At 70.4% G+C, this 19,036-nt stretch carries 17 protein-coding genes and 1 pseudogene; 7 read left to right on the top strand and 11 right to left on the bottom strand.

Going from position 1 to position 19,036, the window contains the following annotated elements:
• The first annotated feature begins 148 nt into the window (after positions 1–148).
• A complete protein-coding gene (locus CV1CTNOD_RS28440; protein WP_242606846.1) occupies positions 149–679 on the top strand; it encodes a hypothetical protein in 531 nt (176 codons plus the stop codon).
• A gap of 40 nt (positions 680–719) precedes the next feature.
• Here the strand turns inward: CV1CTNOD_RS28440 and CV1CTNOD_RS28435 are convergent.
• From CV1CTNOD_RS28435 to CV1CTNOD_RS19555, 4 genes and pseudogenes are all read right to left on the bottom strand, one after another.
• A pseudogene (locus CV1CTNOD_RS28435) lies at positions 720–1,232 on the bottom strand (undecaprenyl-diphosphate phosphatase); the annotation flags it as partial.
• Between the two features lie 115 nt (positions 1,233–1,347).
• Complete coding sequence (locus tag CV1CTNOD_RS19565; protein WP_131787464.1) at positions 1,348–1,809, bottom strand: hypothetical protein; 462 nt, start codon at positions 1,807–1,809, stop codon at positions 1,348–1,350.
• A 6-nt stretch (positions 1,810–1,815) separates the two neighbouring features.
• Complete coding sequence (locus CV1CTNOD_RS19560) at positions 1,816–2,700, bottom strand: ABC transporter permease (RefSeq protein WP_131787463.1); 885 nt, start codon at positions 2,698–2,700, stop codon at positions 1,816–1,818.
• Positions 2,697–3,677: an ABC transporter ATP-binding protein gene (locus CV1CTNOD_RS19555; protein WP_131787462.1), complete on the bottom strand. Its 981-nt coding sequence runs from the start codon at positions 3,675–3,677 to the stop codon at positions 2,697–2,699. The genes CV1CTNOD_RS19560 and CV1CTNOD_RS19555 overlap by 4 nt, the downstream gene beginning before the upstream one ends.
• 196 nt (positions 3,678–3,873) lie before the next feature.
• Between CV1CTNOD_RS19555 and CV1CTNOD_RS19550 the strand changes: the two genes are divergently transcribed.
• The 5 genes from CV1CTNOD_RS19550 (at position 3,874) to CV1CTNOD_RS19530 (ending at position 7,846) form a co-directional block, all read left to right on the top strand.
• Positions 3,874–4,293: a BlaI/MecI/CopY family transcriptional regulator gene (locus tag CV1CTNOD_RS19550; protein ID WP_131787461.1), complete on the top strand. Its 420-nt coding sequence runs from the start codon at positions 3,874–3,876 to the stop codon at positions 4,291–4,293.
• Positions 4,290–5,216: a M56 family metallopeptidase gene (locus tag CV1CTNOD_RS19545; protein WP_131787460.1), complete on the top strand. Its 927-nt coding sequence runs from the start codon at positions 4,290–4,292 to the stop codon at positions 5,214–5,216. The genes CV1CTNOD_RS19550 and CV1CTNOD_RS19545 overlap by 4 nt, the downstream gene beginning before the upstream one ends.
• An 83-nt stretch (positions 5,217–5,299) precedes the next feature.
• Positions 5,300–5,590 carry a transposase gene (locus tag CV1CTNOD_RS19540; RefSeq protein ID WP_131787459.1) on the top strand — a complete coding sequence of 97 codons (291 nt, stop codon included), beginning with the start codon at positions 5,300–5,302 and terminating at the stop codon, positions 5,588–5,590.
• 39 nt (positions 5,591–5,629) lie between these two features.
• Entirely contained in the window at positions 5,630–6,352 is a 723-nt protein-coding gene (locus tag CV1CTNOD_RS19535) for an IS3 family transposase (protein ID WP_165485633.1), read from the top strand.
• A 174-nt stretch (positions 6,353–6,526) separates the two neighbouring features.
• Positions 6,527–7,846 carry an IS701 family transposase gene (locus CV1CTNOD_RS19530; RefSeq protein ID WP_242606845.1) on the top strand — a complete coding sequence of 440 codons (1,320 nt, stop codon included), beginning with the start codon at positions 6,527–6,529 and terminating at the stop codon, positions 7,844–7,846.
• A gap of 345 nt (positions 7,847–8,191) precedes the next feature.
• On the opposite strand, the gene CV1CTNOD_RS19525 is transcribed toward CV1CTNOD_RS19530, so the two are convergent.
• Positions 8,192–9,247 carry an MFS transporter gene (locus tag CV1CTNOD_RS19525; RefSeq protein ID WP_278043945.1) on the bottom strand — a complete coding sequence of 352 codons (1,056 nt, stop codon included), beginning with the start codon at positions 9,245–9,247 and terminating at the stop codon, positions 8,192–8,194.
• A 349-nt stretch (positions 9,248–9,596) separates the two neighbouring features.
• Complete coding sequence (locus CV1CTNOD_RS19520; RefSeq protein ID WP_131787456.1) at positions 9,597–10,382, bottom strand: TetR/AcrR family transcriptional regulator; 786 nt, start codon at positions 10,380–10,382, stop codon at positions 9,597–9,599.
• 442 nt (positions 10,383–10,824) lie between these two features.
• Here CV1CTNOD_RS19520 and CV1CTNOD_RS19515 point away from each other — a divergent pair, with 442 nt between their 5' ends.
• Entirely contained in the window at positions 10,825–11,229 is a 405-nt protein-coding gene (locus CV1CTNOD_RS19515; RefSeq protein ID WP_131787455.1) for a hypothetical protein, read from the top strand.
• Between the two features lie 576 nt (positions 11,230–11,805).
• On the opposite strand, the gene CV1CTNOD_RS19510 is transcribed toward CV1CTNOD_RS19515, so the two are convergent.
• The 5 genes from CV1CTNOD_RS19510 to CV1CTNOD_RS19490 form a co-directional block, all read right to left on the bottom strand.
• Positions 11,806–13,272: an acyl-CoA carboxylase subunit beta gene (locus CV1CTNOD_RS19510; protein ID WP_131787454.1), complete on the bottom strand. Its 1,467-nt coding sequence runs from the start codon at positions 13,270–13,272 to the stop codon at positions 11,806–11,808.
• Positions 13,273–13,585: 313 nt separating this feature from the next.
• Positions 13,586–14,062, bottom strand: a complete 477-nt coding sequence (locus tag CV1CTNOD_RS19505) for a nuclear transport factor 2 family protein (protein WP_131787453.1) — start codon at positions 14,060–14,062, stop codon at positions 13,586–13,588.
• Complete coding sequence (locus tag CV1CTNOD_RS19500) at positions 14,059–14,517, bottom strand: ester cyclase (RefSeq protein ID WP_131787452.1); 459 nt, start codon at positions 14,515–14,517, stop codon at positions 14,059–14,061. Before CV1CTNOD_RS19500 ends, CV1CTNOD_RS19505 begins: the two co-directional genes overlap by 4 nt.
• Positions 14,518–14,629: 112 nt before the next feature.
• On the bottom strand, positions 14,630–15,406 hold the full coding sequence (locus CV1CTNOD_RS19495) for an SDR family NAD(P)-dependent oxidoreductase (protein ID WP_131787451.1): 777 nt from the start codon (positions 15,404–15,406) through the stop codon (positions 14,630–14,632).
• A 116-nt stretch (positions 15,407–15,522) separates the two neighbouring features.
• Positions 15,523–19,036 (bottom strand): type I polyketide synthase (locus CV1CTNOD_RS19490; protein ID WP_131787450.1); only part of this gene is annotated, 3,514 nt, incomplete at its 5' end.

Genomic DNA, 19,036 nt, shown 5'->3' with positions numbered 1-19,036 from the left:
CCTGTTCGTGTAGTTGGAATCTCCCTCGTTCACGAGGGGGAGGACGTCAAATAGCACGACCGTGCGGGTGCACTGAGGTCGCAGTGGTGACGAACGCGGCCGAACGTGAAGGCGACGGAGCACAGGCGAGTGTCGGGGCGAGGGCGGCGTGAGGGCGGCCGATGTGCGGACGGCCCGGCGCCGCGTGTTGGACCTGCTTGAAGGCGACACCGCCCACGCCCTGGTGCCCGCAAATGGCCCGCCGGTGCCGCCGGGGGTCTGGCGCGGCATGGTGCTGGCGGCGCTCTCCGCTCGGCCGGCAACGCTGCTGCAGACAGACGCCGGGGTGACACCCGGGGAGGCCGCTGCCTTCGGTGCGGGGGTGCGGGCGGCACTGGACGCCGTCGTGCTGGCAATGGACGCCGAAGCGACCCGTAGGCGGACCTGGGCCGCTCCGGCGGACGGCCCGAAGGCGAACGCTCCCGCAGCAGTGCTGGGTGACCCGGCACCGGGAGTGGAGCCGGGACGGCTGGTCGTGGTCGACGGGGACGGCGCGGGAGATCCCGGCGAGCAGCGCGAGGGTCTGGAACAGGCCGATCACGCCGGCTTCCCGGTAGGCGAGCCGGTCGAGGCTGCGGTGCTCGGACACCACAAGGCCGCTGCGACGGGCCGTCGCAGCGGCCGGCGGTGGTCCGGCTGACCGGCGGGACGGTGGCCTGTGCGGGACCGGCGAGCGGGAGAGTCGCCGACTCGGCCTCGGCCCTGGCCCGTTGTTCGCCGGCGCGTTGTTCGCTGCGGCGGCGCAGCCGTTCTCCGGTGAGCAGGATCACCCCGTTGACGGTGAGGAACAGTGCGGCGGCGAGCGGTTTGGCGAACAGCGTGCGGAAGGTGTGCTCCAGTGCCAGGCCGGTTATTCCGACGGGGACGGTCGCGGCCACGATCAGCCAGGCGAGCCGCTGCGACGACGTCTCGACGCGCCGGGTGCGCAGTGTGGTGAAAAAGGCCTTGATGAGGCGAGCCCAGTCGGAGCGGAAAAAGATCAGGAGGGCGGCGGCGGTGGCCACGTGCAGCGCGACGACGAACGCCAGGTAGGGCGAGCCCTCGCTGTTGCCCGACGCGTTCTCGGTCACCAGGTGCTGCCAGGACCCACCGATCAGCGCCGGTACCAGCACCGAGTGACCCAGACTGAAGACCGGGAACAGCTCGGTGATTCCTTGTAGGAGTCCGATAACGCCTGCTTGCAGGTACGTCAGCTCATGCACGACCGCGTCTCCGCTCGTCGGAGCGGCTCGCCCGCCAGCCGCTGAGTTGACGCAAGCGCTCCCGGACGGGCGCCGTGCCGGTCGGTTTTTCCGCCTCGTGTGGGGTTCAGGTGGTGTCGAAGCAGCCGTCGAACTCGAACACCGGGTTGACCACGTCCCTGCCGGTAGCGGTCCGTATGGTGAGCGGGCCGACGATTTTGCTGGGGCCGCCGGCCTGGTAGCAGCCGTTGGAACGGACCTGGAGCTCGAACTTGCCGTCCTGGGTCTTCCCGGCCGCGTCGGTCCAGCCGACCTGGCAGACCCAGTCGCTGCCGGCGCCCTTGTCCTGCGATCCCGGAGTGCTGCGGTGGCAGCTGGGTGTGGCGGCGACGGCGGCCGGGGTGAGTCCGGGATGGCCGAGCAGGGTCTGCTGTTGGACGTAGAGGTTGGCGAAGACGGGGCCGAGGGAGCCCTCGACGCGGGGTCGGGTGACGTCGGTGGCGCAGCCGGCGAGGGCGGCGGTCAGCGTGGTCACGGCGCCGGCGGCGACGGCCGCGCGGAGCAGCCGGCCGGCGGTGGGACGGTGCATGGCGGGTCAGCCTCCGGTGATGTCGCGGCGGCGCAGCGCCGTGTAGGCGATGGCCAGGCAGATGAGGATGTAGCCGACGCTGACGAGCGTGCCGTCGCGCAGCGGCCCGTAGTACGGATGCGCGGCGAGCAGGCCGTGCCAGGCGTCGAACGGGGTGACCAGCAGCAGGCGGCGGATGGTGTCGGCGCCGTTGAGGAAGGAGTAGAGCTGCATGACCAGCCCGAGGATGATCGGTCCGACGATCCCCATCGGGCTGCTGCGGGTCAGCACCGACAGCATGATCCCCAACGCGGTGAAGCCGAGCAGTGGTGGCAGCGCGCTCGCCCAGGCGGCGAGGACCAGCCCGGCGGTGCGTCCCGACGGCAGCAGGGTGCCTGACAGGCTCTCCAGCGGCTGGTGGCCGACGAGGAGCACGCCGGCGGCCAGGCAGCTCAGCGCGAGGACGGCGAGGACGAGTATTGCGAAGGTGGCCGCGGCCAGCGTCTTGGCCCAGAAGATCTGGGTGCGGCTGTGGGAGCGGGTCAGGATCGTCTTCCAGGTGCCGTGCTGGTCCTCACTGGCGAAGATGTCACCGGCGACCAGGCTGGTCAGCAGCGGGAACACCCACTGGGCGGCGAAACCGAGAACGAGCAGCGGGGTCGCGAACCCGCTGGCGTGCACCCACCGGCCGTAGAGGGTGTCCTTCGGCAGCCGGTCCTGTCGATCGAGAAGCACCACGAACACGAACGGCGCGACGAGGCAGACGGCGAGCGTGGCGCGGGTGCGGGCCTGAGCGGCGAGTTTCGTGATCTCCCACCGGTAGGCGGTGACCACCCGGCCGCGGCCGACCGGCCGGGGATGGGCCGTCGCGGGCGGTACCGGGGCTGTGGCGGTGGTGGCTGGGGTGGTCACGAGGTCACTCCGGTGAGGGTGTCCGGCTGGGTCTGGGCGGGCGCGTCGAAACCGGCCTCCGGGCCGGTTTCGGTAAGCATGAAGAACAGCGACTCCAGCGGCGCGATCTCCAGGTGAAGGACGCGGACCGCCAGGTTGGACCGGCCGAGCGCGATGATGTAGGCGTCCGCGTCGGCCGGCTGGGCGCGCAGCGCCAGGCCGCCGTCCGGGTGGGCGGAGACGGCCACGGCCCGATGGCCGGCGGCCAGCCGCAGCGCCTGCGCGTCGTCGCTGGTCATCAGCCGATGGGACGGGTCGGGGGCCTGGGCGCGTAGCCGGTCGATCGAGCCGTGGTAGACCACCCGGCCGGTGCGCATGATGGTGACGTTGTCGCAGATCTCCTCGACCTCGTCCATGTTGTGGCTGCTCAGCAGCACGGTCAGCCCACCCGCGGCGAGCCGTGTGACCAGGGCGCGCATGTCCCGGATGCCGGCGGGGTCCAGGCCGTTGGCTGGCTCGTCGAGGACGAGCAGCCGCGGGTCGCGCAGCAGGGAGGCAGCGACCCCGAGGCGCTGACGCATCCCGAACGAGTAGCCCCCGACCTTGTCGCCCGCCCGTCCGGCGAGGTCGACCACGTCGAGGACCTCGTCGATCCGGCTGTCCGCCCCGCCGCCGTCGAGGCCGGCGAGCAGCGCCAGGTTCCGCCGGCCCGACAGATACGGGTAGAAGCGGGGGCTTTCGATGAACCCGGCGACCCCGTCCAACATCGCCGGGCCCGCCTCACCCCACGTGCGGCCGAACACCCGCAGGGTCCCCGCATCCGGACGGATCAGCCCGAACAGCATCCGCAGGAACGTCGTCTTCCCCGCGCCGTTCGGACCGAGGATCCCGTACACCTCCCCGACATCCACCCGCAGATCAACATGATCCACGGCGGTGAGACCACCGAAACGTTTGACCAGACCGGAAGCCTCCACCGCCGGAACACCGATCGCCATGCGCTCTCCCATCGAGTAGCTATCTACTACTAGATGAATAGTAGATGATGGTCGGGGCAGCCCACCGATGGGCCCGCCCCTGGGCCCGGTCGCCGGAAGGACCGGTACCCGGAGCACTCAGCAGCAGGTGTGGCACGCAGGGCTCTGCTACTCGGCTGTCCTACTATCAGTCTGGTAGTAGCGAGGAGGATGCGACATGGCCAGGAGACCGAGGCGGGAGCCGGGAGCGCTCGAACGGGAGGTCCTCGCCGCGATCGCGGCGGCCGGCCGGCCACTCACCCCGGCCGAGACGCTCGCCGAACTCGCCGAACTCGGCGAACCGCTGGCCTACACCACCGTGATGACGACCCTCGCCCGCCTGCACGCCAAGGGCGCCCTGACCCGGGCGCCCGCCGGCCGCTCCTACGCCTACGCCCCGGCCACCGCCCCGGACTCCCTCGACGCCGCGCTCACCGCCCGGCAGATGACCCGCCTGCTGGGCGCCGGCGCCCACCGGGCCGAAACTCTGGCCCGCTTCGTCGCGGACCTGCGTCCCGAGGACGAACAGCTCCTCATCGACATCCTCGCCACCCACCAGCCGGACGCCGACAACACCGACGGCCGGACCCGGCGATGACGGCCGTCGCGCTCACTCCGTTCGTCTCCAGCCTGTTGCTAGCCCTCGGCGGTGGCTGGCTCGGCCGGCGGCTGCCGCCGGCCGCCGCCACCCGGCTGCTCACCGCCGCCTGCCTCGTGACCGCGCTGGCCACCGGTTTCATCCTGTCGGTCGCAGCCTTCACCCTGCTCGCCCCGATGCCCGTACTCGCAGCGGTCGGGCACTGGTCGGCCACCGTGGTCCGCGGCCGCGACCCGCTGCCCGCCCCCGCCGGACTGGTGCCGGCTGCCGTCGTCGCCGGGCTGCTCGCCGCGGCCACCCGCCGGGCCGTCGCCGTCGGCCGGGACCTGGCCGCCGCGGAACTCACCTGCCGCCGGCTCGGCCCCGCCCCCACCGGCCTCGTCATCGTCGACGACGACCACCCCGACGCCTACACCCTGCCCGGACTCACCGGCCGGATCGTGGTGTCCACCGCGATGCTGCGCGCGCTACCCGCAGACGAACGCCGAATCCTGCTCGCCCACGAACACTCCCACCTCCGCCACCGCCACCACGCCTACACCCAGCTCGCCGACCTCGCCGCCGCCGCCAATCCGCTGCTGCGGACCTCCGCCGCCGCCGTGCGCCGCGCCGTCGAACGCTGGGCCGACGAAGACGCCGCCGTGACCGCCGACAACCGCGCTGTCGCTGTCCGGGCTCTGGCCCGCGCCGGCCTGGCCCGCGCCGGCACAGGGGCCATACCGACCGCGGCGCTCGGCGCCGTGCATACCGACCTCGCCCATCGGGCACGGGCACTGCGGGAGCCACCGCCGAAACCGCGGCCCGTCCTGGCCCTCACGCTCGCCGCGCTCATCCTGGCCACCGCAGCCGCCGCCGTCGACACCTCTCACGCTACCGAACACCGGTTTGAACGCGCGCAAGCGACGTTCGCGCACCGGACCTGACCGGTCGCACGCGGGCCGAAGTGGACCGTTCCCGCTTTGGTGGACACCCGATGTAGCTGCCCGATTCATCAGGAGTACGAGAAATGGGTGCGACACGCCGGGCATTTACGCCGGAGTACAAGGAGCAAGCGGTAGCTTTCGTCATCGACGGTGGTCGCTCGATCGCCGATGTCGCCCGGAACATCGGCGTACATGAGATGACTCCCGGTAAGTGGGTGAAGGTGGCGCGAGACGCCGCGGAGTCCGGGAAAGCCCCAGACGCACCGTTGAGCGAGTCCGAGCGAGTCGCGCTGATCCGGTTGCGGACCGAGTCCACGGACGACAAGTCCACCATCGCTGAACTGCAGATGCAGGTCGAGTTCGCAAAAAAGTAGCGACCTGCTTCGCGCAAGGAAATTCGCGCAAGGAAAGCAGTGACATTCGCTGCCATCGCGGACTGGGCTGCCTCCGACGAGTTCCCCGTCGCGTTCATGTGCACCGAGCTCGGCGTGTCCCGCTCGGGCTGCTACGCCTGGCGTGGCGGCGCACCCAGCCGCCGGTCCCTCGACGACACCACCTCCACCACCCTGATCAAGAAGATCTGCGCCGACGGGCGCGGCAACCCCGGCGTCCGCCGGGTCCGCGCAGCCCTGGCCGCCTGCGGCCACCGGCTGTCCCACAAGCGGGTCTGGCGCCTCATGAAAGCCGCCGGCCTGCACGGACGCCACCCGAAAGCGTGGAAACGCACCACGATCGGCGGCGACCGGCCCGTGCCGGCACCGGACCTGATCGGCCGCGACTGCACCGCCGCCGCGCCCGACACCCGCTGGTGCGGCGACGTCACCTCCGTCAAGACCTGGGACGGCTGGGCCTCCGTCGCCACGGTGATCGATCTGTACTCCCATGCCGTGGTGGGCTGGGCCGTCGCCGACCACATGCGCACCAGTCTCGTCACCGACGCCCTCGACATGGCCATCGCCGGCCACCGGCGGGAGTCATCTTCCACTCTGACCGCGGCAGCCAGTACACCTCCAGCGCCTTCGACGCGTACTGCAGACAGAACAACGTCCGATGTTCCCTGGGCCGGACCGGGATTTGTTACGACTGCGAGCATCAACGCCGTCTCGGAATCTTTCTTCGCGACCTACAAGAACTAGAGTTTCGCAGTTTTCTTGATCGCTTCCCGGCGGGTGGCGAGATGCATTGAGTCAACTCATTGATCGGATGAGTTGTGTCCAGGTGTGGCATGGCTGTGGCGTGCCGGTAAGGGAAGCAGGCTGCCCGACGGGAGCATCGACGCTTCCTAAACCAGCTCGAAAGAGTGGACGTCGATGCTCCCGGATCTGACTGTACCGTCCTCCCTGGCGGTTCTCCTGGCCGATTTCCGGCCGTGTTTCACCGCGCCGACGTTCCAGGTGTTCCGTGCCCTGGTCTGCGGGATGCTCGCGGCCACCGGCCGGCGCACGGTCTGCGGGATGCTCGTGGGCGCCGGGCTGTCGCGGGTCTGGCCGCACGACCGGGCGCACCGGTTCTTCGCCGGCGCGGTCTGGTCGGGCGACGAGGTCGGCCTGGTGCTGGCCCGCCTGGTGGTGCGCCTGCTCGTCCCCTCCGGGGCGCCGGTGACCGTCGCCGTCGACGACACGCTGTTCCACCGCCGGGGGAAGAAGGTGTGGGCCGCCGGCTGGTTCCACGACGGCTCCGCGCCCGACGCCCGCCAGATCGGCCACGGCAACAACTGGGTGATCTGCGGGATCGTCGTCACCGTGCCCATGCTGGACCGGCCGGTGTGCCTGCCGGTGCTGGCCCGGCTGGTCTGCAAGGGCACCACGTCCGCCTCCCGGCTGTGGCTGGCCGCCCGCATGGTCGAGAAGCTGGCCGCCACCCTGCCCGGGCGCACGGTTCACGCGGTCGGCGACGCCGCCTACGCCGGCGACGAGCTGCGCACCCTACCCACCTCGGTGACCTGGACCACCCGGCTACGCAAGGACGCAGCCCTGTTCCGCCTCGCCCCGCCGCGCACCGGCCGGCGTGGCCGGCCGCGGAAGAAAGGCGACCGGCTCGGCAGCCTCGCCCAGCTCGCCGCCGGCACCGCGTTCACCCCGGTCACCGTCACCCGCTACGGACGCACCGCGGTCGTGCACGCCGCAACCGTGCACTGCCTGTGGTACGGGGTGTTCGCCGCCCGCCCGGTCACCGTCGTGCTCGTCCGCGACACCCCCGACCGCACCGGCACCTACGACCTGGCCCTGGTCACCACCGACACCCTCACCAAACCCGCGCAGATCATCGGGCGGTACGCCGCGAGATGGTCCATGGAGGTCGCGATCGCGGACGCCAAGCAGATCTTCGGCGTCGGACAGGCTCGCAACCGGGCCAAGGCCGCGGTAGAACGCACCGTCCCGTTCGGCCTGACCTGCCAGACCCTGACCACCGTCTGGTACGCCCTCGCCGGCCACCACGCCGACGACGCCACCGACCACCACACCCGCGCCCCCTGGTACACCACCAAGACCCGCCCCTCCACCGCCGACATGGCCACCAAGCTCCGCCGCGTCCTCATCGCCGCCAAATATCAGCTCACTCGCCCCGAACCACCAACCCCAGCAGAAATCCACACCCTCCGCCTGGCCTGGGACACCGATGCCGCGTAACTACGAAAGTCGAGACAAGAAGGAACTCGTCCACACCCGCCCCTGGCCCACCCTGGCCGACCTGAAAAAAGAGACCGCCGACTGGATCGAGAACTAATTCAACGCAACACGCCGCCATTCCACCCTCGAATACTTGACACCCACGGAATACGAACTAGGATACAGAAATATCAGCCAACTGGCAGCCTAAAAGGGCGTCCAGAAAAGCGGAAACACTCCATTATCCAGGGATTTCTTATCCAGGGATTTCGGACGGTGGGAAAACAATTCTTACGGTGGAATGCGCTGACGGTGGAACACGTCCCGACAGTCCCCGAACCGATGCCGGGCTCGGGGACGAACCGATCATGAATCTACCGTGACCGCGCCCGGTCGCGCCGGCTGTGGCTGTGGCTGTGGCTGTGGCTGGTGCGGTCGGTTGCGGATGCCCGCGCACAGCAGGGCCGAGAGGGCTGCCACGGCCGCCATCACATACCAGACGCGGTGGAAGGCGTCGAGCGCGGAGGCGGTGGACGGCGTGCCGAGGACGGCGACGAACACCGACACCCCGAGCACGGCGCCGAGCTGCCGGAACGAGGAGTTGATGGCGCTGCCCACCCCGAACCGGGACGGCGGCAGCGACGCGACGGCCGCGCTGCCGAGCGTGGTGAAGGTCAGCCCGATGCCGACGCCGGTGAGCATGGCGGCGGGCAGCCAGTCGGTGACGTAGTGCGGTGTGCTCCCGACCCGGGTGGCGAACAGCAGCAGCATCGCCGCGGCGAAGGCCACCGCGCCGGGGACGAGGACCGCGCGATGGCTGAAGCGGTCGGCCAGCGCTCCGGCCAGCGGGGCGATGGCGCCGGCGACCAGCGGACCCGGGGTCACCGCCACGGCGCTGCGCAGCACTGACCAGTGCCACACCGTCTGCAGGAAGATGATGTTCGCCAGGGTGACGGCGAAGAAGGCCATGGCGAACGTCAACATCCCGGCGTTCGCCACACTGTAGGAGCGGACCCGGAGCAGGCTGAGGTCGACGGCGGGGCGGGCGGCGTACCGCGTCCGGATGACGAACAACGGCAGGCCGAGTGCGGCGGTGAGGAACGCGCCGAGAACGCGGGGGTCGTCCCAGCCCCATTGCGGTCCCTCGACGATGCCGAGTGCGGCGGCGCCGAGCGCGACCGTCATGAGGACGACGCCGAGCGGGTCGGGGACGCCGGTGGCGTTCTCGTCCCGGCTCTCCCGCAGCACCCGCGCGCCGAACACAGCGGCCAGCAGGCAGATCGGCACGTTGACCAGGAACACCCAGCGCCAGGACAGGTACTGGACGAGCAGCGAACCCATGGTCGGTCCGCTGGCCGCGGCCAGCCCTCCCATCGCCCCCCAGACACCGACAGGACCAGCGCGTAGGCGTTGAGGACCCAGGACAGGCCCGCGGTCGTGGTGCGGAAGCTCCTGGTGATCGACTCGAACGCGACGTTGACGATCGTCGAGTCCAGGAAGACGACGAACACGCCGACCGAGGTGACGGCGAGGACCGCGCGGGCACGCCCGGTGTCGGGCGTCTGCTCCTCGCCGGTGGGGGCTGACGACAGTTTCCCGGTGGGGGCTGACGATGGTTCGACCGACGGCTCGACCGATAGCACCGACGGCTCGACCGATAGCACCGATGGTTCGACCGATAGCACCGATGGTTCGGCCGACGGTGCGACCGGTAGTTCGGGCGATGGCTCGGCCGACGGCTCGCCGGTGGTGGTCGATACCGCTGGGTTGCTCACTGCTGCTTCTGCCGGTGGAGGTGAAGACGGTCCGCGGTCCTGTCGAGTTCGGCGGCGATGGTCGCGCTGTCGTAGGTGCCGCCGGGGATGGTGATGCGGCTGATCAGCGCGGAGCCGAGGCCCGCCATCCGCACGGTGTGGTCGACGAAGTCCTCGATCGGGGGCCATCCGAGGTCGGGTTTGCTCAGCAGCAGCGACACGCAGCCGTGGACGGCGGCCCACAGGCTCAGCGCGAGTGGGCACGGCTCCCCGTGGAACACCCCGGCGTCCACGCAGCCCCGGACGACACGGGTCATCTGCTCCAGCGCGGCCTGGGCGGCCGTCGTCTGCGCGGCTGTTCCGACTGCCCCGGCCGTGTCGGCTGCCCCGTTTGTTCTGGCTGTTCCGGCTGGGGCGCCTGCACGCCCCTCTCCACGGGTGAGAGGACGACCCATCATCAGCAGCCGGTACTGGACGGGATGGTCGAGCCCGAACCGGACGTATGCCATGCCGCACCGCCGCAGGGCGTCCAACGGGTCTGCCACGCCGGCCGTGGCGGCGGTCAGCCGCTCGTCCAGGTCCCCCCAGACTTTCAGGCACACGGCGTCCAGGAGTGCGGCCTTGCCGGCATAGTGCAGGTAGACCGACGGGGTCGTCACGCCTGCTCTGCGGGCGACCGCGCGTACGGTGACGGCCTGTTCGTCCTCGGCCTCGACCAGTAGGGCCTCGGCCGCGAACAGGATCTCTTCGGCCAGCCGCCCACCCTCACCCCGGCGGGCCCTCGTCCGTCCGGTCGAGACCATGGACGAAGGTTGCCAGCGTTAACTTAACCCTGTCAACTCATGCTGTAGCTTCCTCATGGTTCCGGCGGTCCGGTGAGATCCGGTACGGGGAGATCGTCTCCTCGCCGGGCGCGAGCCGTGGAAACGGTGGATGGGCCGTGGAAACGGTGGATGAACTGTGGAAATCGGACGTAATTCGTGCGATGAGGATCGGACCGATCGGATATGGGCTATGGTCGGCGTGTCGCCGGGGTGAAGAGATCCCTTTATTCAGAAAAACAACGGGCTTGTTCCCAAACATCCGCCGCGGCTGAAATAGACCCTGTCGGGGTATTCCGGTGGAGTGGGCCGGTTGGCGGATCGAGAACACTGAATTGATGGATCTATCGTCTCGGGTTGACTCTGCCCAGGAGTGAAGTAGGTTTATCACTACAAATAGCTGGCTCGATGTGGAGGTACTCGTATGGAGCAGCAGCAGGCACAGGAGCTGGAACAGCGGCTGCGGGAGAACTGGGGGCAGATCCGCCATCAGATTCTTGACCGGTTCGTCCAGGTCAGCACAGCGGATCTGGAAGCCGCCTCCAACGTCAACGACCTTGTGCGACGGATTGCGGACAGGTCGCACCACACCGAGCCCTACGTCGAGACACGACTGCGCGAACTCGTCGGCGTCACGGCGGGAGGCGCGCAGGCCGAGGGTGAGGGCGCACAGCCGACCGCCGAGGCGGAGGGCACCCAGCCGGCCGCGGAGGCAGAAGGCGGGCAGTCGACCGCCGAGGCGGAGCAGGGCGGCGAGACGAGGGGCTTCGAGCAGCCTCCCGAACCGCTCGGTGGGCCGCGGCAGCCGTTCGGAGGGTCGGAAAACTAGCAGGAAAACCAGTAACCGGGTTTCCTTGACCGGGCTCTGAGGAGTGAAAGGGTGGCGGCCACGTCGCACTGACTGCTCTTGACCGGATTTCCTGACCGCCGTCGCGGGAGCATGTTTGCGAGGAAGGTGTTTTCCGGGGAAATTCCTGACGGGAGCGGGCCTGCCGGAGGGTGTCTGCCGGGAGCCGGTACGAAGGATTTTCCGGGAGCCGGTGCGAAGGGCACCGCGGTGCGGCGTCGCGGGCGTTCCGTGTCACCGCCGTGGGCGATGCGGCGATGACACGGAACTCGGCGGTAAAACGGGCGGTGCCTTGCCGGACCACGGTGCCCGATCGTCCGGGCGGAATCGGACATCCAAAGCCGTCCTGAGCGTTTCCGGAAATTCGTGTTCGGGAGAAAACTTGTGCTCGGGAATCGTTGGTTGATCAGGTCGGACCCGCACCGGCCGGTATCCACCGGCGGGGCTCTGCATGTCCAGCGGACCCCCGTGGCGAAATGTTGCTTATGTTGCTTGTAGGAAAATATAGCTTGTAGGGAAGTGCTGCCTGTAGCGGGACTTGTAGCAGGGCCTACAGCGCTACAGCGGAATGTTGCTGTGGCCGCCCCGGCGTTCGTCCGCGGTGGAGAAAGTCTGTACGAGGGCGCGGCGGGTGTGGGCCGGGTCGATGACCTCGTCGACGACGCCGAGGGAGATGGCGCGATCGACGCCACCGGCGACCCGTTCGTGTTCGGCGATGAGCTGCGCGCGCAGCTCCTCCCGGTGTCCGTCGGCGGCGGCCAGTTTCTTGCGGTGCAGGATCCCGACGGCGGCCTCCGCCCCCATGACGGCGACCTCGGCCTGCGGCCAGGCGTAGACGGCTGTGGCGCCGAGGGAGCGGGAGTTCATGGCGATGTACGCCCCGCCGTAGGACTTCCGCGTGATCAGGGTGACGCGGGGCACCACGGCCTCGGCGAAGGCGTGCAGCAACTTCGCGCCCCGCCGGACCACGCCGTCCCATTCCTGCCCGACCCCGGGAAGATAGCCCGGCACATCGACGACGACCAGCAGCGGTACGCCGAAGGCGTTGCACATGCGCACGAACCGGGCAGCCTTCTCCGCGCTCAGCGAATCCAGGCAGCCGCCCTTGCGTATCGGGTTGTTGGCGATGACACCCACCGTGCGCCCGCCGAGGCGGCCGAGACCGATCACGATGTTGGGCGCCCACCGGGGCTGCAGCTCCTCGAAGGAGTTCCACGGCCCGGCGGTGTCGAGGATCTCCAGGAGCAGCGGGCGGACGTCGTAGGCGCGCCGCGCCGTCTCGGGCAGCAGCCCGCGAAGATCCTGGTGGTCGTCCACCGCGTCCGGGTCGAAGCGTCCGGGCCGGGTGAGCAGTCCGGTGATCCGGCGGGCCCGGACGAAGGAGTCGTCCTCGGTGTCGACGGTCACGTGAGCGACACCGGACTTGCGGCCATGCGCGTCGACTCCGCCGAGGCCCTCCATGTCGATCTGCTCGCCGGTCACGCCGCGCACGACGTCGGGCCCGGTCACGAAGATCCGGCCGGACGTCGACATGATCACTATGTCGGTCAGCGCGGGACCGTAGGCGGCGGCGCCGGCCGCCGGACCCAGCACCACCGATATCTGCGGCACCTTGCCCGAGGCCCGGGTCATGGCCGCGAACATCCGGCCGGCGCCGTCGAGGGACTCGACCCCGTCCGCGAGCCTGGCGCCGCCGGAATGCCACAGGCCGATCACTGGGCAGCCCTCGCGCACCGCCGTGTCGATGGCCTCGACGATGTGCCGGGCACCCCCCAGGCCGAGGGCGCCACCCATCACCGTCGCGTCGGTGCAGTAGGCGACGACGGCGGCACCGTCGATCCGGCCGCGGACGGCGTGGACGCCGGTGTCGTCGTCGGGGTGCAGCGCAGTCACGGAGTCCGCGTCCAGCAGCCGCGACAGCCGCACCACGGGTGTTCGATGATCGACCTGGATGCTGTCGGCGGCGATCCTGGGAACGGCGATCCTGGGAACAGCGGCCTCGGAACGGACCGTCAATCCCGTCATCTCCTGCCTCCTCCTGTGAACTCCGGTGAATCCGGTGAATTGAATCCGGTGAATCCGGTGAGCCCGGTGTGGGGCGGCAGTACGGGGGGCTCAACGGCCCTGCTCTGTTCGGGCTGCCTTTGTTCGGGCCTTGCCTTTGTTCGGGTGCTGCCGTGTCCGCCGGCGTGCCGGAGGTCGTGCCGGACGACCGGCGAACACATCTGCCCAGCACGCCCCGTGAGGTTCGGGCGACCGATCCCGTTCCGGGCCGGGAACAGCTCGTCGCCGGTCGGAGCCCGGCCGCGCGAGGCGTGCTGGATACGATCCGTGAGGATCAGTTAACGATCACCGGGAGGCGGTCGGCGGTCAGCCGCCACTCGTCCGTGATCGCCGTCGGCCGAGGGCCGGCCTCGGGCTCGAGGGGGTAGCGCAGCACGCTGCGGAAGTACCTGATCCGCCAGCCCTGTTCGGTGGGCACGACGATGCTTAGGTAGTCACCGTTGGTGGTCGTTCCATCCGACCGCAGCGCGATGTAGCGGCTGTGGGTCCGCACGGTCCCGTCCGGATCGGTCAGGATCAGCGTGTTCACGGTCTGGTGATCTGCCCCGTCCGGTTGCCGCTGGCTGAACAGCTCCCGTACGGACTCGATCCCGAGCAGGTGGACGCCCTCGCCGTAGCCGAGTTCGAGCTCGACGTCGTCGGTGAAGACCAGGTTCAGGGCGTCGAGCTCACGGTTGTCGTACACGTGCGCGATCAGCGCGATGGTCTGGTGGATCTCGGCGATGTCGGCAGCCGACAGCTTGCGCGTCATGCCGGGATCACGCCGAGCTGCTGCAGGATGGTGAGCCGGTCCGGGGTGACGACGTAGTCGATGACCTTGCTGTCGCGGAACGTGATCAGGCTGATGCTGGTGCCGTCGATCGTGTTCCCGGTGCCGGGCACTCCCCAGACCTCGCCGGAGTGGATGCCCTGGATACGCCAGAAGACGACGACTCGGTCACCCTCGGCCACGAGGTTGGTGACGGTGGCCTTCAGGTCGGTGACGTTCGCCCGCAGTTCGGTGACGTGGCTGGCGAAGCTGTCGCGGCCGAACGTGCCGCCGCCGGTACGCCGGCTCGCCTCCTCGTCGAGCAGGTCGTCGAGCAGGTCCAGCCTGCCCTCGTTCACGACCTCCTCGTACAGGCGTCTGGCGACCGTCTTGTTCGTCTCGACGCTGCTCGTCGCGACGGCTGTGTCCGTACCGGCGAGATGATCGGTAGTGGTCATAAATCGTTTCCTTTTCTGAATGTCATGAATGCGACATATGGGCGTGGACGGGGGTCCACGGCGGATCCGCCTGCGACGGATCCGCATGTAACGGGCGTCCCACCGGCGGGTGTCACTGCATCGGCTCACCGTCGTACGTCGGCGGCAGCAGGAAGCCGTTGCTCGCGGTGAGGCCCCCGTCGCTGGGGATCACCGCTCCGGTGATGTAGGAGGACTCGGGGGTCGCGAGGAACCAGATCACCTGGGCCTGCTCGCGAGGATCACCCCAGCGGCCCAGCGGGATCCGCCGGCTGATGTTCGTGAACAGCCGCGGATCGTGCTTCACCGGTGCCGTGCGCGGCGTGAGGGTGATACCCGGCGCGATCGCGTTGATCCGGATGCCCTGGTAGCCGTAGTCGAGCGCGGACGCCCGCACGAGGTTGATCGCGGCCGCTTTCGTGGCGTTGTACGCCCAGGTGTAGGGATCGCCGCGCAGCCCGGCACCGGAGGCCGTCACGACGATGGCGCCGCCGCCCGCTGCCCGCAGCGCCGGGGCGGCCGCCCGGATGCCGAGGGCCGCGCCACGCACGTTGACTGCATGGATGCGGTCGAGCTGCTCCATCGCCCCGGGGGCCTCGATCGGCGGCGCGCCGCCGATGCCGGCGTTGAGGACTGCCGCGTCGAGGCGGTCGAAGTGCTCGACGGCCAGCCGCACCGCCTCGACGTTCGTCTCCTCGGTGGAGACGTCACCCTCAAGCGTCACGACGTTCTTGATGGTGTCGAGCTCGGCGAGGCCGGCCGTGTCAGGGTCCACGGCGACGACCCCGTAGCCCCGTTCGGCGAACAGCTCCACGGTTGCCCGGCCGATCCCGGCTGCGGCGCCGGTCACTACGACTGCCGGAAGTGTCATGCTTTTCCCTTCTATCAGATGAATCGTCTGGGTCTCCGCCGCGATGGCCGCGCCCCTGGTGCAGCCCCGTCCATCCGTGGTCGCGTCCGGTCGGGCAGGCCGTCCGGTCAGCCCGCTCAGGCGAGCGACGCCAACCACTTGGCCACCGCGGCGGCGGTCGTCCCGGTGTCTTCCTCAAGAATGCTGAAGTGATCACCGGGAACGTCGATGATCTCGTGCGGAAGCGGCCAGTACGCCCGCCAGTCGGCCAGGCCCGGTGCCTCGGTCGGCGTGCCGGCCAGCGGTTGCTCCGCGCGGACGAGCAGGGTGCGCGCGGAGATCTCTGTCGGCTGCCAGTCCGCAAAGATCCGATTGTAGGTGCCCATCGTTGACAGCCGGGTATCCAGCGTCGACAGGTCGAAGCGGTCGAACCGCTCCACGAGAGCGGTGATCATAGCGGTGTTCCACCACTCCATCCCAGGCCGGGAAGGCGTGTCGATCGGGTAGGAGTCGACGAGCACCAGCCCGGCAGGGAAGATCCCTTCCGCTTCCAGCCCGGCGACGACCGAGTTCGCCACGCAGCCACCCATCGAACGGCCGAGGACCACGAACGGCTCGTCGCCGACGACTTTCTTCACGGCCTCGACGTGCATCCGGATCAGCGTGGCGGCCGAATCCGGGAGCAGGTCGCCTTCCGGCAGTCCGGGAGCCGGCACCACGTACACGTCCCGCTCGTCGCGGAACAAGCCGCCGAACCGGGAGTACTCGTGCGGGCCGGACAGCGCCGACAGCGCCGGGAAGCAGACGATGTTCGGCCGCGACGGCCCGGTCGTGAGAGTCAGCGGGGCCGGGGAGTGGTCGTGCCGATCCGCCGCGTCGAACGTCGAGCGCAGGCTGGAAGCCACGATCAGCAACTGCGCGGCGGCGTCCATCTGCCCGGCGTCGAACAGCCGCCGGTAGAGCCCGCCGACGCCCCCGCCGGTGGTCAGCGACCCAGCACTTCCCCCGTTCGCCGCCGGACCCGACGGCGTCCCCTGCCCGTCGACCGCGAGCTGGCCGCCGACGAGCTCGGCGATGGCCGCGGGTGTCGGATGGTCGAAGGTGAGTGTCGCCGGCAGCCGCAGACCGGTCTGCGCCTCCAGCCGGTTGCGCAGTTCGACCGCGGTGAGCGAGTCCAGCCCCAGCTCGACGAAGGCGCCGCCAGCGGCGATCGGGTCGGCGTCCGGGTAGCCGAGGGCATTCGCAGTTTCTCTACGCACAAGGTCGAGTATGGCCGTGTCACGTTCGGTTCCGGACAGGCCCGCAAGCTGTTCCCTGAACTGGGACCGGGTACCCTCCGACGCCGCGCCTGCCGCCCGCCGGGCCGGCCGGACCAGCCCGCGCAGCAGCGCGGGAACCCCGGCCGCCGCGGACCGGGCCCGGATGGCGGCGAGGTCGAGCAGCGCCGGCACGAGCAGCGGACGAGCGGTCAGGGCGCCGGCCGACACCGCGGTGTCGAACAGCTCCACGCCCGCGGTGTCCGACAGCGGCCGCAACCCCGACCGGGTGATGCGCTCCCGGTCGGCGTCGGTCAGGTGGGCGGTGACGCCGCTGGCGCGCTCCCACTGGCCCCAGGCCAGCGACAGCGCCGGCAGGCCGTGCGCCCGGCGGTGCGCCGCGAGCGCGTCCAAAGCGGCGTTCGCCGCGGTGTACAGGGCCTGCCCCGTCCCGCCGGTGAGCCCCGACAGGGACGAGAACAGCACGAACGCGGACAGGTCGCGGTCGCGTGTCAGCTCGTGCAGATGCCAGGCGCCGTCCAGCTTGGGACGCAGCACCGCGTCGAGACGATCACCGGTGAGGGCGTCCAGCAGGCCGTCGTCGGCGATGCCGGCGGCGTGCACGACTGCGGTCAGCGGACGCTCGGCCGGGATCGCGGCGAGGACGCCTGCGAGCGAGTCACGGTCGGCGACGTCCGCGGCCACGACCGTGACGGTCGCGCCGAGCTCGGCGAGCTCCTCCCGCAGCAGCGCGGCGCCGCCGGCGTCGGGACCGCCGCGGCTGGTCAGGACGAGGTGGCGGGTGCCGTGGGAGGTGACCAGGTGGCGGGCGATCAGCGCGCCGATCGCCCCGGTACCACCAGTGATCAGGACAGTGCCGCCGTCCACCGTGCCGTCCACCGTGCCGGTCGCCATGGCCGCCGTGGTGTCCACGGCGACCCGGACCAGCCGGGGGACCCGGACGGTGCCCGCGCGGATCACGAGTTGTGGTTCGCCGCCCGCTTCCGCGGCGGCGAGCGCCGCCGGCAGCGTCTCGGCCGAAGCGGGGTCGTCGTCGACGTCGAGCAGGACGATCCGGTCGGGATGCTCGGCCTGCGCGGAGCGGACCAGCCCCCACACGGCGGCGGCCGCGACGTCGACGGCACTGTTCTGGACGGCCGTGTTCTGGACGGCGTCGCCGCCGTCCACGGCCACCGCATGCCGGGTGACGACGACGAGCTGGGCGCCGTCGACCCGGCGTTCGGCCGTCCACCCCTGCAGCTGGGCCAGGACACGCCGCACCGTCGCGTGCGCGGCGGCGGGGACGCCGGTTCCGGTGCCGGCATCCGGCAGACCCCCGGTGAAGACCAGGCCGGGAGCGGGTTCGCCGAGGTCGATGGCGGCGGTGAGGTCGGAGAGATCGGCGAACGCGCGGGTGTCCGCGCGCGCCTGCCGCAGCAGGTCGCGCAGGTAGGTGTCGTCACCGAGGACGGACCAGGTCCGGCGGTCGGGTGTCGCCGACGGCGGCAGCGGCTTCCAGTCCACCGCGAACAGGGCGTCGTCGTGCGCCGCCCCGCCGGCAGCGGCGCGCGCGGCGGTGATCTGTGCCGCGGACACCAGCCGGCCGGCAAGGGATGCGATCGACAGGACGGGCGCGCCGGTGCCGTCGGCTGTGTGCAGGGACAGCCGATCCGGCCCGATCACCGACAGCCGCACGCGCAGCAAGGTCGCGCCGGAGGAGTGCAGCCGCAGTCCCGACCAGGCGAACGGCAGCTGGACCTGGCCTGGCGGGGCGTCGCGCAGCCCCTTGTGGGCGCTGACGTGCACGACGGCGTCGAGCAGAGCGGGGTGCAGGCCGAACCGTCCGGCGTCCGCGCGTATCCCCTCGGGCAGCTCGACCTCGGCGAAGATCTCCTCGCCCCGCTCGGAGCGCCGCCAGGCTGCGCGCAGCCCGCGAAACGCCGGCCCGTACGTCAGCCCGGCGCCGGCCAGGGCCTCGTACACGCCGTCGACGTACGCGCCGTCGACGCCGATGGCCTCGGCGTCCGGGGGCGGCCAGGTCGCCAGGGACTCCGCCGCCGCGTTCGTCGCCGCCTCCGTGGCAGCGGAATCGTCGGAGGCCAGATAGCCGCTGACGTGGCGGGTCCAGCCGTCGGCGCGGGGCTCCTCGCCGTCCGGCCGTGAGTGGACCGCGATCGGCCGGCGCCCCGTCCCGTCCGGTGCGCCGACGACGACCTGCACCTGGACGCCGAGCCGCTCGGGCAGCACCAGCGGAGCCTCGGCGATCAGTTCGTCGACGGTGTCGTATCCGGTGACCTCACCGGCGTGCAGGGCGAGCTCGATGAACACCGTGCCCGGGACGACCACGGATCCCATCACGTTGTGGTCGGCGAGCCAGGGGTGGGTGTGCAGGGAG

Origin of the sequence: Protofrankia symbiont of Coriaria ruscifolia (assembly GCF_900634745.1) — a bacterium.
In the GTDB taxonomy this organism is placed as follows: domain Bacteria; phylum Actinomycetota; class Actinomycetes; order Frankiales; family Frankiaceae; genus Protofrankia; species Protofrankia californiensis.
Note: the sequence above shows the minus strand (reverse complement) of the source record. Positions and strands in the feature narration are given on the sequence as shown.

Coding starts and splice junctions, on each gene's coding strand:
- CV1CTNOD_RS19545 (WP_131787460.1), top strand. CDS start 4,290: ATGACGGCCGTCGCGCTCACTCCGTTCGTCTCCAGCCTGTTGCTAGCC.
- CV1CTNOD_RS19510 (WP_131787454.1), bottom strand. CDS start 13,272: ATGACGGGATTGACGGTCCGTTCCGAGGCCGCTGTTCCCAGGATCGCC.
- CV1CTNOD_RS19555 (WP_131787462.1), bottom strand. CDS start 3,677: ATGGCGATCGGTGTTCCGGCGGTGGAGGCTTCCGGTCTGGTCAAACGT.
- CV1CTNOD_RS19530 (WP_242606845.1), top strand. CDS start 6,527: ATGCTCCCGGATCTGACTGTACCGTCCTCCCTGGCGGTTCTCCTGGCC.
- CV1CTNOD_RS19550 (WP_131787461.1), top strand. CDS start 3,874: ATGGCCAGGAGACCGAGGCGGGAGCCGGGAGCGCTCGAACGGGAGGTC.
- CV1CTNOD_RS19515 (WP_131787455.1), top strand. CDS start 10,825: ATGGAGCAGCAGCAGGCACAGGAGCTGGAACAGCGGCTGCGGGAGAAC.
- CV1CTNOD_RS19505 (WP_131787453.1), bottom strand. CDS start 14,062: ATGACGCGCAAGCTGTCGGCTGCCGACATCGCCGAGATCCACCAGACC.
- CV1CTNOD_RS19495 (WP_131787451.1), bottom strand. CDS start 15,406: ATGACACTTCCGGCAGTCGTAGTGACCGGCGCCGCAGCCGGGATCGGC.
- CV1CTNOD_RS19500 (WP_131787452.1), bottom strand. CDS start 14,517: ATGACCACTACCGATCATCTCGCCGGTACGGACACAGCCGTCGCGACG.
- CV1CTNOD_RS19565 (WP_131787464.1), bottom strand. CDS start 1,809: ATGCACCGTCCCACCGCCGGCCGGCTGCTCCGCGCGGCCGTCGCCGCC.
- CV1CTNOD_RS19520 (WP_131787456.1), bottom strand. CDS start 10,382: ATGGTCTCGACCGGACGGACGAGGGCCCGCCGGGGTGAGGGTGGGCGG.
- CV1CTNOD_RS19540 (WP_131787459.1), top strand. CDS start 5,300: ATGGGTGCGACACGCCGGGCATTTACGCCGGAGTACAAGGAGCAAGCG.